This is a genomic window from Citrobacter sp. RHBSTW-00859, from assembly GCF_013729795.1.
In the GTDB taxonomy this organism is placed as follows: domain Bacteria; phylum Pseudomonadota; class Gammaproteobacteria; order Enterobacterales; family Enterobacteriaceae; genus Citrobacter; species Citrobacter braakii.
On the sequence record NZ_CP056284.1, the window covers coordinates 485021 to 499461 of the forward strand.

The 14441-nt window shown below is 53.9% G+C and carries 12 protein-coding genes; 10 read left to right on the plus strand and 2 right to left on the minus strand.

The window, feature by feature from the left end; genetic code table 11:
* The first annotated feature begins 13 nt into the window (after positions 1 to 13).
* From mreC to tldD, 6 genes are all read left to right on the plus strand, one after another.
* Entirely contained in the window at positions 14 to 1036 is a 1023-nt protein-coding gene (mreC, locus tag HV302_RS02445) for a rod shape-determining protein MreC (RefSeq protein WP_049283194.1), read from the plus strand.
* Positions 1037 to 1525: a rod shape-determining protein MreD gene (mreD, locus tag HV302_RS02450; protein ID WP_047499764.1), complete on the plus strand. Its 489-nt coding sequence runs from the start codon at positions 1037 to 1039 to the stop codon at positions 1523 to 1525.
* Between the two features lie 7 nt (positions 1526 to 1532).
* On the plus strand, positions 1533 to 2126 hold the full coding sequence (locus HV302_RS02455) for a Maf family protein (protein ID WP_016154715.1): 594 nt from the start codon (positions 1533 to 1535) through the stop codon (positions 2124 to 2126).
* Positions 2116 to 3585: a ribonuclease G gene (gene rng / locus HV302_RS02460; RefSeq protein ID WP_003828822.1), complete on the plus strand. Its 1470-nt coding sequence runs from the start codon at positions 2116 to 2118 to the stop codon at positions 3583 to 3585. The genes HV302_RS02455 and rng overlap by 11 nt, the downstream gene beginning before the upstream one ends.
* Before the next feature lie 114 nt (positions 3586 to 3699).
* On the plus strand, positions 3700 to 7500 hold the full coding sequence (gene yhdP, locus HV302_RS02465; protein WP_181626875.1) for an AsmA2 domain-containing protein YhdP: 3801 nt from the start codon (positions 3700 to 3702) through the stop codon (positions 7498 to 7500).
* Positions 7501 to 7648: 148 nt separating this feature from the next.
* Positions 7649 to 9094 (plus strand): metalloprotease TldD, encoded by a 1446-nt coding sequence (tldD, locus tag HV302_RS02470; protein WP_016154713.1) that lies wholly within the window; start codon positions 7649 to 7651, stop codon positions 9092 to 9094.
* Between the two features lie 94 nt (positions 9095 to 9188).
* On the opposite strand, the gene aaeR is transcribed toward tldD, so the two are convergent.
* The gene (gene aaeR / locus HV302_RS02475; protein WP_016157586.1) at positions 9189 to 10118 is read right to left on the minus strand and encodes an HTH-type transcriptional activator AaeR; all 930 of its coding nucleotides are present in this window, start codon (positions 10116 to 10118) and stop codon (positions 9189 to 9191) included.
* Positions 10119 to 10302: 184 nt separating this feature from the next.
* On the opposite strand from aaeR, the gene aaeX reads away from it, so the two are divergent.
* The 4 genes from aaeX (at position 10303) to HV302_RS02495 (ending at position 13817) form a co-directional block, all read left to right on the plus strand.
* Positions 10303 to 10506, plus strand: a complete 204-nt coding sequence (gene aaeX, locus HV302_RS02480) for a p-hydroxybenzoic acid efflux pump operon protein AaeX (protein WP_003025177.1) — start codon at positions 10303 to 10305, stop codon at positions 10504 to 10506.
* 7 nt (positions 10507 to 10513) lie between these two features.
* The gene (aaeA, locus tag HV302_RS02485) at positions 10514 to 11446 is read left to right on the plus strand and encodes a p-hydroxybenzoic acid efflux pump subunit AaeA (protein WP_016154711.1); all 933 of its coding nucleotides are present in this window, start codon (positions 10514 to 10516) and stop codon (positions 11444 to 11446) included.
* Between the two features lie 5 nt (positions 11447 to 11451).
* Entirely contained in the window at positions 11452 to 13419 is a 1968-nt protein-coding gene (aaeB, locus tag HV302_RS02490) for a p-hydroxybenzoic acid efflux pump subunit AaeB (RefSeq protein WP_047499757.1), read from the plus strand.
* 119 nt (positions 13420 to 13538) lie between these two features.
* Positions 13539 to 13817, plus strand: coding sequence for a barstar family protein (locus HV302_RS02495; protein ID WP_016154709.1), 279 nt, complete (start codon positions 13539 to 13541; stop codon positions 13815 to 13817).
* A 56-nt stretch (positions 13818 to 13873) separates the two neighbouring features.
* On the opposite strand, the gene yhcN is transcribed toward HV302_RS02495, so the two are convergent.
* A complete protein-coding gene (yhcN, locus tag HV302_RS02500) occupies positions 13874 to 14140 on the minus strand; it encodes a peroxide/acid stress response protein YhcN (RefSeq protein ID WP_003025165.1) in 267 nt (88 codons plus the stop codon).
* Positions 14141 to 14441 lie beyond the last annotated feature (301 nt).

Sequence of the window (14441 nt, forward strand, 5' to 3'; positions counted from 1 at the left end):
ATACGCATAGACTATGAAGCCAATTTTTAGCCGTGGCCCGTCGCTACAGATTCGCCTTATTCTGGCGGTGCTGGTGGCGCTCGGCGTTATTATTGCCGACAGCCGCCTGGGTACGTTTAGTCAAATCCGAACGTACATGGATACCGCCGTCAGTCCTTTCTACTTTATCTCAAATGGTCCTCGTGAATTACTCGACGGCGTTTCGCAAACGCTGGCTTCGCGTGACCAACTCGAACTTGAAAATCGGGCGTTGCGTCAGGAACTGCTGCTGAAAAACAGCGAACTGCTGATGCTGGGGCAATATAAACAGGAGAACGCGCGTTTGCGTGAGCTGCTGGGATCGCCGCTGCGTCAGGACGAACAAAAGATGGTGACGCAGGTCATCTCAACGGTTAATGACCCTTACAGCGATCAGGTGGTGATCGACAAAGGGAGCGTTAACGGTGTCTACGAAGGTCAGCCGGTTATTAGCGACAAAGGCGTTGTGGGTCAGGTCGTAGCGGTGGCTAAACTGACCAGCCGCGTGCTGCTGATTTGCGATGCGACGCATGCTCTGCCCATTCAGGTACTGCGTAACGATATCCGCGTGATCGCTGCCGGTAACGGCTGCACCGACGATCTTCAGCTCGAACACCTGCCGGCCAACACCGACATTCGCGTTGGCGATGTGCTGGTTACCTCGGGTCTGGGGGGGCGTTTCCCTGAAGGCTATCCGGTTGGTGTTGTTTCTTCCGTTAAGCTGGACACTCAGCGCGCTTATACCGTGATTCAGGCACGCCCGACCGCAGGTCTGCAGCGTCTGCGTTATCTGCTGCTGTTGTGGGGCGCCGATCGTAACGGCGCAAATCCGATGACGCCAGAGGAAGTGCACCGCGTTGCCAATGAACGTCTGATGCAAATGATGCCGCAAGTTCTGCCTGCACCAGATGCCATGGGGCCGCCTGCGCCAGTGCCAGCTCCCGCCACAGGCGTGACTCCAGCGTCTGCGGACACCACGCCGCCACAACCTGCTCCGCGTAAGCCGGGAGGACAGTAAGTGGCAAGCTATCGTAGCCAGGGACGTTGGGTGATTTGGCTCTCGTTCCTTATTGCACTGTTGCTGCAAATCATGCCCTGGCCGGACGATATTCTGGTTTTCCGGCCAAACTGGGTACTGCTCATCTTGTTGTACTGGATCCTGGCGCTGCCGCATCGCGTAAATGTGGGCACGGGGTTTGTGGTGGGTGCCATACTGGATCTCATCAGCGGCTCCACGCTTGGCGTGCGCGCATTGTCGATGAGTATCATTGCTTATCTGGTCGCGCTGAAATTCCAGCTATTCCGTAACCTCGCGCTCTGGCAACAGGCGCTGGTGGTCATGTTGTTATCACTGGTCGTGGATATTATTGTTTTCTGGGCCGAGTTTTTAGTGATCAATGTCTCTTTCAGACCCGAAGTGTTCTGGAGTAGTGTAGTGAATGGTGTGCTTTGGCCATGGCTATTCTTACTGATGCGTAAGGTCCGTCAGCAGTTTGCGGTGCAATAAGGTTGATATGAATACTCTGTATCTTGCTTCAGGTTCTCCACGTCGTCAGGAACTGCTCGCTCAGCTTGGTGTTACCTTTGAACGGCTGGTGCCTGGGATTGAAGAACAGCGACACCCGCAGGAGAGCGCGCAGCAGTATGTTTCGCGTCTGGCACGCGAAAAAGCGCAGGCTGGCGTGGCGCTGGCGCAGCGCGATTTGCCGGTATTGGGTGCAGATACCATTGTTATCCTTAATGGCGAAGTGCTGGAAAAACCACACGACGTCGCCCATGCCGCAGCAATGCTGCGCAAACTGTCGGGTAAAACGCATCAGGTCATGACCGCCGTGGCATTGGCCGACCGCCGGCACAGTCTGGACTGTCTGGTGGTGACGGATGTGACGTTCAGAGCACTAACCGATGAGGACATCGCGGGCTATGTTGCCAGCGGTGAACCAATGGATAAAGCAGGTGCATACGGTATTCAAGGGTTGGGTGGCTGTTTTGTCAGGAAGATCAATGGCAGCTATCACGCCGTAGTCGGCTTACCGCTGGTAGAAACGTATGAGTTGCTGACCAATTTTAACGCACTGCGTGAGAAAAGGGATAAACATGACGGCTGAATTGTTGGTAAACGTAACGCCATCGGAAACTCGGGTGGCTTACATTGATGGCGGTATTCTGCAGGAAATTCATATTGAACGTGAGGCGCGACGCGGAATCGTAGGCAATATCTACAAAGGTCGTGTAAGTCGTGTACTTCCGGGTATGCAGGCGGCTTTTGTAGATATTGGACTGGATAAAGCCGCATTTCTTCACGCTTCAGACATCATGCCGCACACCGAATGCGTGGCGGGTGAAGAACAAAAGCAGTTCACCGTGCGCGACATTTCTGAACTGGTGCGCCAGGGCCAGGATCTGATGGTGCAGGTGGTAAAAGATCCGTTGGGTACTAAGGGCGCACGCCTGACGACGGACATCACGCTTCCTTCCCGTTACCTCGTCTTTATGCCGGGTGCTTCGCACGTTGGCGTTTCCCAACGTATCGAAAGCGAAACCGAACGCGAACGCCTGAAAAAAGTGGTGGCGGACTACTGCGATGAACAGGGCGGATTCATCATTCGCACGGCGGCGGAAGGCGTCTGCGAGGAGGATCTGGCCTCGGATGCTGCCTACCTGAAGCGCGTCTGGACTAAAGTCATGGAGCGTAAAAAGCGCCCGCAAACGCGCTACCAGATGTACGGCGAACTGGCGCTGGCGCAGCGCGTGTTGCGTGATTTTGCCGATGCCCAGCTTGACCGGATCCGCGTTGACTCTCGTCTGACCTATGAAGCGTTGCTGGAGTTCACAGCGGAATATATCCCCGAGATGACTAGCAAGCTGGAACATTACAGCGGGCGCCAGCCCATTTTTGATCTCTTTGACGTTGAGAATGAAATCCAGCGCGCGCTGGAACGTAAGGTTGAACTGAAATCCGGCGGCTATCTGATCATCGATCAAACCGAAGCAATGACCACCGTCGATATCAATACCGGAGCGTTTGTTGGGCATCGTAATCTCGACGACACTATCTTTAATACTAATATTGAAGCAACGCAGGCCATTGCTCGTCAGCTGCGTCTGCGTAACCTCGGCGGCATTATCATTATCGATTTTATCGACATGAATAATGAAGATCACCGTCGACGGGTGCTGCACTCTCTGGAACAGGCGCTGAGCAAGGATCGCGTAAAAACCAGCATCAACGGTTTTTCTCAGCTGGGCCTGGTGGAGATGACGCGCAAACGCACGCGTGAAAGCGTGGAGCATGTGTTGTGCAACGAGTGTCCGACCTGTCATGGGCGCGGTACGGTGAAAACCGTGGAAACTGTATGCTATGAAATCATGCGCGAAATCGTGCGGGTACACCATGCATATGACTCCGATCGTTTCCTGGTTTATGCATCTCCGGCAGTGGCTGAAACCCTGAAGGGTGAAGAGTCACATGCGTTGGCGGAAGTGGAAATCTTTGTCGGCAAACAGGTTAAAGTACAAGTCGAACCGCTGTATAACCAGGAGCAGTTCGACGTTGTCATGATGTAATCTGGCCTGGTAAACGCCTAATGGCGATACCTTGCAGGCCGGAGAAGGCGTTCACGCCGCCATCCGGCAAGACGGTTTTGTGAGTCACATTTTTTGGTAGACAAGGAGAGGCGCGTGAGGCGATTGCCGGGGATATTACTGCTCACTGGAGCCGCATTCGTTGTCATCGCAGCGCTGCTGGTCAGTGGGCTGCGCCTTGCGCTGCCTCATCTTGATAGCTGGCGTCCGGCCATCCTTGACAAGATTGAATCCGCTACCGGTCTGCCCGTCTCCGCCAGCCAATTTTCCGCTAGCTGGCAAAATTTCGGCCCTACTCTTGAAGCGCGTGATATCCATGCGCAGCTTAAAGATGGCGGTGAATTTTCGGTAAAGCGCGTTACATTAGCGCTGGATGTCTGGCAAAGCTTGCTGCACATGCGCTGGCAGTTTCGCGATCTCACCTTCTGGCAGTTGCAGCTGCGTACCAACACCCCCATCCAGCGCAGCGAAAGCGGTGATGGAATTGAAGCCGGCCACCTGAGCGATCTCTTCCTGCGTCAGTTTGATCATTTCGATCTACGCGACAGCCAGATTAGCTTTTTAACCCTCTCAGGCCAGCGTGCAGAACTGGCGATCCCGCAGCTTACCTGGCTTAACGGTAAAAACCGACATCGTGCTGAAGGCCAGGTCAGTCTCTCCAGTTTGACCGGGCAGCACGGTGTTATGCAGGTTCGAATGGATCTGCGTGATGACAACGGGCTGTTGAATAACGGTCGGGTCTGGCTGCAGGCCGACGATATTGACGTCAAGCCGTGGCTGGGTAAATGGATGCAGGATAATGTCGCGTTGCAAACCGCGCGTTTTAGCCTGGAAGCATGGATGACGATCAGAAAAGGTGTCGTTTCCGGCGGCGATGTCTGGCTGAAAAAAGGTGGGGCAAGTTGGCTGGGAGAGAGTCGTACGCACACGCTCTCCGTCGATAACCTGACAGCGCACATCAGCCGCGAACAGTCGGGCTGGCAATTCTCCATTCCCGATACCCGTATCACGATGGATGATAAACCCTGGCCAAGCGGGGCGTTAACGCTGGCCTGGATCCCTGAACAGGAAGTCGGCGGCGAGAATAACAAACGCAGCGACGAGCTACGCATCCGCGCCAGCAATCTGGAGCTGGCCGGGTTAGAAGGGCTGCGTCCGATGGCGGCCAAGTTATCGCCTGCGCTGGGTGATATCTGGCGGGCCACGCAGCCGAGCGGCAAAATAGATGTGCTGGCGCTGGATATCCCGTTACAGGCAACAGAAAAAACTCGCTTCCAGTCCTCGTGGACCAATCTGGCCTGGAAACAGTGGAAGCTGCTGCCAGGGGCAGAACATTTCTCCGGTACGCTCGCGGGCAGCGTTGAAAACGGGGCGCTCACTGCTTCCATGAAGCAAGCTAAAATGCCGTATGAAACCGTCTTTCGCGCACCGCTGGAAATAGAGGATGGCGTAGCGACGCTAAGCTGGCTGAAGAATGATAAAGGTTTCCAGTTAGATGGGCGCAACATTGATGTTAAAGCGAAAGCGGTACGCGCACGTGGTGGTTTTCGCTATCTGCAGCCCGCCAATGATGAGCCATGGTTGGGCATTCTGGCAGGTATCAGCACCGACGATGGCTCTCAGGCCTGGCGTTACTTCCCGGAAAACCTGATGGGCAAAGTGCTTGTTGATTACCTCAGCGGCGCTATTCAGGGCGGCGAAGCGGATAACGCCACGTTGGTGTATGGCGGCGACCCGCATCTGTTCCCGTATCTACACAATGAAGGGCAGTTCCAGGTACTGGTGCCGCTTCGCAATGCGAAGTTTGCTTTCCAGCCCGACTGGCCCGCGCTGACTGACCTTAATATTGAACTGAACTTCATTAACGACGGTCTGTGGATGAAGACCGATAGCGTTAATCTGGGCGGTGTGAAGGCCAGTAATCTGACGGCTAACATCCCCGACTATGCCAAAGAAAAACTGCTGATTGATGCCGACATCAACGGGCCGGGCAAGGCGGTCGGACCTTATTTTGATGAGACGCCATTGAAGGATTCACTCGGCGCTACGCTTGAGCAGTTGCAGATTGACGGCGATGTGAATGCTCGCTTACATCTTGATATTCCGTTAGACGGCTCGCTGGTTACCGCCAAAGGTGACGTCAACCTGCGTAATAACAGCCTGTTTATTAAACCGCTCGACAGCACGCTGAAGAATTTGAATGGTAAATTCAGCTTTATCAACGGTGATCTGAAGAGTGAGCCGATGATCGCGAACTGGTTTAATCAGCCGCTGAACGTCGACTTTTCCACGACCGAAGGGGCGAAAGCCTATCAGGTAGCCGTGAATCTGCAAGGTGACTGGCAGCCAAGCCGCATGGGGATTTTACCGACGCAGGTCAACGACGCGTTGAATGGTAGCATAGCGTGGAATGGCAAGGTAGGAATCGATCTTCCGTATCATGCCGGGCCGACCTACAACGTTGAGTTAAAGGGCGACCTCAAGAATGTAAGTAGTCACTTACCTTCTCCGCTGAATAAGGCGGCCGGTGAGGCGTTGCCGGTGAACGTTAAGGCCAACGGCAATCTGCGCAGCTTTGATCTGACCGGCAACGCTGGCAGTAAAAATCATTTTAATAGCCGCTGGCTGCTGAATCAGAAACTGACGCTTGACCGCGCAATCTGGGCGTCGGAAAGCCGCACCGTGCCAGCGTTACCCGATCAACAAGGCATAGAGCTTAATCTTCCCCCTATGGATGGCGCGCAATGGCTGGCGTTATTCCAGAAAGGCGCTGTGGATAACGTGGGCAGCAACGCTAACTTCCCGCAGCGCATCACGGTGCGTACGCCATCGTTATCCCTGGGCGGTCAACAGTGGAATAATTTGAGTATCGTTTCTGAGCCTGCGAGCAATGGCTCCACCGTGCAGGCGCAGGGCCGTGAAATTAACGCCACGCTGGCTATGCGCAATAATGCGCCGTGGCTGGCCAATATTAAGTATCTTTATTACAACCCAAGCGCGGCAAAACCGTCACAAAATAGTACGCCAGCCTCGCCGTTCTCAGCCATCGACAACGTCAGCTTCCGTGGCTGGCCGGACCTTCAACTGCGCTGTGCCGAGTGCTGGATGTGGGGACAGAAATACGGGCGCATTGACGCCGATGTAGCGATTAAAGGCGACACGCTGACCTTGAGTAACGGTCTGTTGGATACGGGTTTTGCCAGACTGACCACCGACGGCGTGTGGGTGAATGCGCCGGGCAAGGAGCGAACGTCGCTGAAGGGTAAACTGAGCGGCAATAAAATTGACTCCGCAGCCGGTTTCTTTGGCGTATCAACGCCGATTCGCAATTCTTCCTTCAACGTGGAGTATGATCTGCATTGGCGTAATCCGCCGTGGGATCCTGATGTAGCCTCGCTGAATGGTATTTTGCGTACCCGGCTGGGCAAAGGCGAACTTACCGAACTCAGTACCGGACATGCGGGGCAACTGTTACGCCTGCTAAGCTTCGATGCGTTACTGCGTAAACTGCGCTTTGATTTTAGCGACACCTTCAGCGAAGGCTTCTATTTTGACTCGATTCGCAGCACGGCGTGGATCAAAGATGGCGTGATGCATACCGACGACACGCTGGTGGACGGTCTGGAAGCCGACATTGCGATGAAAGGTTCGGTGAACCTGGTACGCCGGGATCTGGACATGGAAGCCATCGTCGCACCAGAAATTTCTGCCACCGTAGGGGTTGCCGCCGCGTTTGCCGTCAACCCGATTGTTGGTGCGGCGGTGTTTGCCGCCAGTAAGGTGCTGGGGCCGCTGTGGAGCAAAGTCTCGATTCTGCGCTATCGCATCACCGGTCCGGTCGATAAGCCGCAAATTAACGAAGTTCTGCGTCAGCCGCGCAAAGAAAGCCAGCAATGATTTGACGGGGGCGAGTAATTGCCCCAATCTCAGTACATAGTATTGCCGGATGGCGCAGCGCTTATCCGGCCTACAGCAGCCTAACAACGTAGGCCGGATAAGGCGTTTTTTTCCGCTATCCGGCAGAATTAAATGAGTAATCAAAACGATGAGTCTGAACCTGGTAAGTGAACAATTGCTAGCGGCAAATGGCCTGAAACATCAGGATCTGTTTGCCATCCTGGGCCAACTGGCCGAACGCCGTCTTGATTACGGCGATCTCTATTTTCAGTCGAGCTATCACGAATCCTGGGTTTTAGAAGACCGCATCATTAAAGATGGTTCTTACAATATCGATCAGGGCGTTGGCGTGCGCGCCATCAGCGGCGAGAAAACAGGGTTTGCCTATGCAGACCAGATTAGCCTGTTGGCGCTGGAACAAAGCGCTCATGCCGCGCGTACTATCGTGCGTGACAACGGTGACGGCAAAGTAAAAACGCTGGGGGCCGTGGAGCATCAGGCGCTTTACACCTCGGTTGATCCGTTGCAGAGCATGAGCCGCGAAGAAAAACTCGATATCCTGCGCCGCGTAGACAACGTGGCCCGTGCCGCCGACAAACGCGTCCAGGAAGTGACCGCCAGCCTGACCGGTGTTTATGAACTGATCCTGGTGGCCGCGACTGATGGTACGCTGGCCGCTGACGTCCGCCCGCTGGTACGTTTGTCCGTAAGCGTACAGGTCGAAGAGGACGGTAAGCGTGAGCGCGGCGCTAGCGGTGGCGGCGGTCGTTTTGGCTATGACTATTTCCTTGGCGACCTCGATGGTGAAGTCCGTGCCGACGCGTGGGCGAAAGAGGCCGTACGCATGGCGTTAGTCAATCTGTCCGCGGTAGCAGCGCCTGCTGGTACGCTGCCGGTGGTACTCGGCGCTGGCTGGCCTGGCGTCCTGCTGCATGAAGCGGTCGGTCATGGTCTGGAAGGTGATTTTAACCGCCGTGGCACCTCGGTATTCAGCGGTCACATGGGTGAGCTGGTGGCATCAGAACTGTGTACCGTTGTGGATGATGGCACAATGGCGGACCGTCGTGGTTCCGTGGCTATCGATGACGAAGGGACACCGGGTCAGTACAACGTGCTGATCGAAAACGGCATTCTGAAAGGCTACATGCAGGACAAACTGAATGCGCGCCTGATGGGCGTAGCGCCAACGGGTAACGGTCGCCGTGAATCTTACGCGCACTTGCCGATGCCGCGTATGACCAACACCTATATGCTGCCGGGGAAATCCACGCCGCAGGAAATCATCGAATCCGTTGAATACGGTATTTATGCGCCTAACTTTGGCGGCGGTCAGGTGGATATCACCTCCGGGAAATTTGTATTCTCGACGTCCGAAGCGTATCTGATTGAAAACGGTAAAGTGACCAAACCGGTGAAAGGCGCAACGCTGATTGGCTCCGGTATCGAAGCGATGCAGCAGATTTCGATGGTGGGTAACGACCTGAAACTGGATAACGGGGTTGGCGTTTGCGGTAAAGAAGGACAGAGCTTGCCGGTGGGCGTGGGCCAGCCGACGCTGAAGGTGGATAACTTGACCGTAGGTGGCACCGCGTAACGACCCGGTCGCCGGATAGCGCTCAGCGTATCCGGCCTGGAATGTGCGTTGGCACTGAATGTAGGCCCGGTAAGCAAAGCGCTACCGGGCTTTTTTATTTCTCTTTGCCCCGGCCGTACATCCCCTGAAACAGCTGCGCCACATCGACAAAATAATCCGTCAGATAGTTAATCACCACCTGGACCTTGAGCGGTAGTTTGTCTTTTTCGGTATACAGCGCATAGACCGGACGTGGATCCGACTGGTAGCGGGGCAGCAGGATCTCCACTTCGCCACGATTGATCTCATTGATCACCCACATCAGCGGCACATAGGCGATGCCCGCGCCTGCGGCCAGCCAGCGCACCAGCGTCATCGGATCGTTAGTCACGAAGCGCCCTTCTGGGATCAGGCGAGTAGAGATCCCCTCCGGAGCGATAAGTTCGAATTCATTATCCGGGCGCACGCTGTATTCCAGCCACGAGTGGTTACTGAGATCGGCGGGTTTTTCCGGCACGCCAAACTGAGCGAGATAGCTTTTAGCGGCGCAGACCACCATCGGCATAGTTCCCAGGCGACGTGAAAACAGGCTGGAGTCCTGCAACGCGCCGACGCGAATAACCACGTCCAGACCGTCGGCGATTAAATCCGGTGCTGGGATGCCTGTTACCAGATTTACCGTCAATCCTGGATACTCTTTCAGCATCGTTGCGGTCAACCCAGCGAGGACATTTTGTGCCATGGTTGAAGAACAGCCAATGCGCAAGGTGCCGATGGGCGTGTTGTTAAAGGCATAAAGCTGCTCGTGAACATCCTGTGCTTCGTGCAGCATCCGGCGGCAACCCTGATAATAAATTTTACCGGCTTCAGTTAGCCCAATGCTGCGTGTGCTGCGGTTTAGCAGCTTGACCTGTAGCTCATCTTCCAGTTTAGAGACCGTCTGGCTTATCGATGAAACGCTCATTTGTAACTGTCTTGCGGCGGCGGTGAAGGAGCCCAGTTCGACAACTTTGGCAAACACCGACATACGTTTTAATCGTTCCATTGTTCACTCTGACTTAAAAGTGATTTAGATCACATAATATAGATAACAGCATAACAGTTACGTTAATATATTATTATTCAAATAACAGCTATGTCGCTCTCGCCTGGCTCATCCTTGCCCTTCTCTGCGGTGACATACGCTAGAAAATCTATCACCTGCACTCTCTTAAGCTACCAAGGTCAACATGAGTCTGTTTCCCGTTATCGTGGTGTTTGGTCTGTCCTTCCCACCGATTTTTTTCGAATTACTTTTGTCACTGGCGATTTTCTGGCTGGTGCGCCGGGTACTGGTTCCAACTGGCATCTATGATTTTGTCTGGCACCCGGCTCTGTTTAACACCGCGCTGTATTGCTGCCTGTTCTATTTAATAACGCGCCTGTTCGTTTGAGGTTGAAGTGAAAACACTAACAAGAAAACTCTCCCGTACGGCCACGACTCTCGTACTGGTCATTCTGGCCTTCATCGCCATTTTCCGCGCATGGGTGTTCTACACCGAGTCGCCGTGGACGCGTGATGCGCGCTTCAGCGCCGACGTTGTGGCAATAGCCCCGGATGTCGCCGGGCTTATCACTAACGTCAACGTTCATGATAATCAACTGGTGAAGAAAGACCAGGTCCTGTTTACCATCGATCAGCCGCGCTATAAAAAAGCGCTCGAAGAAGCGGAAGCAGACGTCGCCTACTATCAGGTGTTATCACAGGAAAAACGCCAGGAGGCCAGCCGTCGTAACCGGCTGGGCGTGCAGGCTATGTCTCGTGAAGAGATCGACCAGTCAAACAATGTCCTGCAAACCGTATTACACCAGCTTGCGAAAGCGCAGGCGACCCGCGACCTGGCGAAATTAGATCTGGAACGTACCGTCATTCGCGCGCCAGCAGATGGCTGGGTGACTAACCTGAACGTCTACAGCGGCGAATTTATTACTCGCGGCTCTACGGCGGTGGCGTTGGTCAAACAGCATTCTTTTTATGTGCTGGCCTATATGGAAGAAACCAAGCTGGAAGGCGTCCGCCCTGGATATCGCGCAGAGATCACCCCGCTGGGCAGTAATCATGTGCTGAAGGGCACCGTTGATAGCGTGGCGGCTGGCGTAACGAATGCCAGCAGCACGCGGGACGCAAAGGGTATGGCGACCATTGATTCCAATCTTGAATGGGTGCGTCTGGCGCAGCGTGTACCGGTGCGAATTCGTCTTGATGAGCAGCAGGGCACCCTGTGGCCTGCGGGGACTACGGCTACCGTCGTCATTACCGGCAAGCAGGATCGCGACGCAAGCCGGGAATCCTTCTTCCGTAAAATGGCGCACCGCCTGCGCGAGTTTGGCTAATCGTGATGGGCATTTTCTCTATTGCCAACCAGCATATCCGCTTTGCGGTAAAACTGGCGTGCGCGATTGTACTGGCGCTGTTCGTTGGCTTTCACTTCCAACTTGAGACCCCGCGCTGGGCAGTGCTGACCGCCGCCATTGTGGCGGCTGGCCCGGCCTTTGCCGCTGGCGGAGAGCCCTATTCTGGTGCTATACGCTATCGCGGCATGCTGCGTATTGTTGGGACATTTATCGGCTGTATTGCTGCACTGATCATTATCATCAGCATGATCCGCGCCCCGTTATTGATGATCCTGGTGTGTTGTATCTGGGCCGGTTTTTGTACCTGGATCTCGTCGCTTGTGAAGATCGAAAACTCCTATGCCTGGGGACTTTCGGGCTATACGGCGCTGATCATCGTCATTACCATCCAGGCTGAACCGCTGCTGACGCCGCAATTTGCGCTCGAACGCTGTAGTGAAATAGTGATGGGGATTGTCTGTGCTATTGTGGCCGATCTGCTCTTTTCGCCCCGTTCGGTGAAACAGGAGATTGATGTCGAACTGGACAGCCTGCTGGTGGCGCAGTATCAGCTTATGCAGCTGTGCATTAAGCATGGTGACAGTGAAGAAGTGGACAAAGCCTGGGGCGATTTAGTCCGGCGTACGGCGGCACTGGAAGGCATGCGAAGTAACCTGAATATGGAGTCCTCACGCTGGGGGCGGGCTAACCGCAGACTCAAAGCATTGAACACGCTGTCACTCACGCTCATCACGCAGTCCTGCGAAACCTATCTTATTCAGAACACTCGACCCGAACTGATCACTGATACCTTCCGCGAGTTGTTCAATATGCCGGTTGAAACGGTGCAGGATGTTCATAAACAGTTGAAGCGGATGCGGCGGGTGATTGCCTGGACCGGCGAACGCGAAACGCCGATCACGATATATAGTTGGGCAGGCGCCGCGACGCGCTACCTGTTGCTCAAACGCGGTGTACTGAGTAATACCAAAATTAGCGCCACGGAAGAAGAGATCCTGCAAGGTGAGCCAGTAGTGAAGGTGGAGTCTGCCGAGCGCCATCATGCGATGGTCAACTTCTGGCGCACCACGCTTTCTTGTGTGCTGGGAACCTTATTCTGGCTGTGGACCGGATGGACCTCCGGCAGCGGCGCAATGGTGATGATTGCGGTTGTCACTTCGCTGGCAATGCGTTTGCCCAACCCGCGCATGGTGGCGATAGACTTTATTTACGGTACGTTGGCGGCGTTACCGCTCGGGGCGCTCTATTTCCTGGTGATTATCCCCAATACGCAACAAAGCATGTTGTTACTGTGCCTGAGCCTGGCGGTGCTGGGGTTCTTTCTGGGTATAGAGGTACAGAAACGACGGCTGGGATCGATGGGGGCGCTGGCCAGCACTATTAATATCATCGTGCTGGATAACCCGATGACCTTCCACTTTAGCCAGTTCCTTGACAGTGCGCTGGGGCAAATTGTTGGCTGCGTGCTGGCATTTATCGTCATTTTGTTGGTGCGCGATAACTCTCGTGACAGAACGGGTCGCGTGTTGCTCAACCAGTTTGTCTCGGCGGCGGTTTCAGCGATGACCACCAACGTGGTACGTCGTAAAGAAAACCATCTCCCGGCGCTTTATCAGCAGTTGTTTTTGCTGATGAACAAATTTCCCGGCGACCTGGCGAAGTTTCGCCTGGCGCTGACGATGATCATTGCGCATCAGCGCCTGCGCGATGCGCCGATACCAGTAAACGAGGATCTATCCACGTTCCATCGCCAGCTTCGTCGCACTGCGGATCACGTGATTTCCGCAGGAAACGACGACAAGCGCCGACGCTACTTTAGCCAGTTGCTGGAAGAGCTTGAGATCTATCAGGAGAAATTAATCATCTGGCAAGCGCCACCGCAGGTGACCGAGCCGGTAAAACGACTTAGCGGGATGCTGCACAAATACCAGCATGCGCTAACCAGTAATTAAGAGTTGGAAACCGACGCTAAAGGCGTCGGTTTTTTTATGGCTATACTTACCTGAAAATGCAGGAGGTTCCTGCATATTGATGGTCTGTAGAGTGACTGGCGTCGGGATGGTGGCTATAGATGAACATCTATACATTTGATTTTGACGAGATAGAAGACCAGGGGGATTTCTACCGTGAGTTTACGCGCGCGTTCGGTCTCGCCCGGGAAAAGGTGGTTGATTTAGATTCTCTGTGGGAGGTGGTTATCGGGGACGTTTTACCGCTGCCGCTGGAGATTGAATTTGTTCATTTGCCGGACAAGCTACGCAGGCGATACGGCGCACTGATTTTACTGTTCGATGAAGCGGAAGAAGAGTTGGAAGGACAACTGCGCTTTAACGTTCGTCACTCAATGTAAGGCATAAAAAAGCCCCCGGCAGGCGGGGGCAAGTCGTCGGACTAGACGACGAGGGTTTATTTGTAGAGTTCTGCAGTCGCGTGCCAGTGAGCGCCTTCACGGAGTTCGGTGACGCGATAGCTGCTGGCACCCGCTTTTTCAGCTTTAGCGGCGATGGCCTGACGCATGTCCATTGGTGAGCTACCGATCTGAGATACGGAGATGCTGCCCATGGATTGCAGGTTCTGTGCTTCTTGTGAGTTCACCTGAGTCACTGCGGCGCTTGCACCGAAAGAGAGAACAGAAAGAAGGCTTAAGGTTGCAATAGTTGTTTTGATTTTCATGATATTTACCTCGTCGAATTCTTTTATTGGGGTCTGCGTTTCGTGACCCTCATCACAAAATCAAGTATACACTAATCACTCGATAAATTAATACCATGCTAATTGTTTCTGTGCGGATTAAGTGTTAAGAAAAATATTTTTTATAACCAAACAGAATTAAAAATAGGGTTTTAAACATCGGTTTTATAATAAATTCAATTAAATCATTGAGATATGTATTTTTGCAAAATGTGCGTTTTTAACTCTTCATATTCGCTATGTGAATGACTTTTGACGGTTAAACGCACCATTTGTTAAATCA

Bases quoted from the DNA above. Each gene is read 5' to 3' on its own strand.
- mreC (WP_049283194.1), top strand. From the start codon at position 14: ATGAAGCCAATTTTTAGCCGTGGCCCGTCGCTACAGATTCGCCTTATT.
- HV302_RS02455 (WP_016154715.1), top strand. From the start codon at position 1,533: ATGAATACTCTGTATCTTGCTTCAGGTTCTCCACGTCGTCAGGAACTG.
- rng (WP_003828822.1), top strand. From the start codon at position 2,116: ATGACGGCTGAATTGTTGGTAAACGTAACGCCATCGGAAACTCGGGTG.
- tldD (WP_016154713.1), top strand. From the start codon at position 7,649: ATGAGTCTGAACCTGGTAAGTGAACAATTGCTAGCGGCAAATGGCCTG.
- aaeR (WP_016157586.1), bottom strand. From the start codon at position 10,118: ATGGAACGATTAAAACGTATGTCGGTGTTTGCCAAAGTTGTCGAACTG.
- aaeX (WP_003025177.1), top strand. From the start codon at position 10,303: ATGAGTCTGTTTCCCGTTATCGTGGTGTTTGGTCTGTCCTTCCCACCG.
- aaeB (WP_047499757.1), top strand. From the start codon at position 11,452: ATGGGCATTTTCTCTATTGCCAACCAGCATATCCGCTTTGCGGTAAAA.
- HV302_RS02495 (WP_016154709.1), top strand. From the start codon at position 13,539: ATGAACATCTATACATTTGATTTTGACGAGATAGAAGACCAGGGGGAT.
- yhcN (WP_003025165.1), bottom strand. From the start codon at position 14,140: ATGAAAATCAAAACAACTATTGCAACCTTAAGCCTTCTTTCTGTTCTC.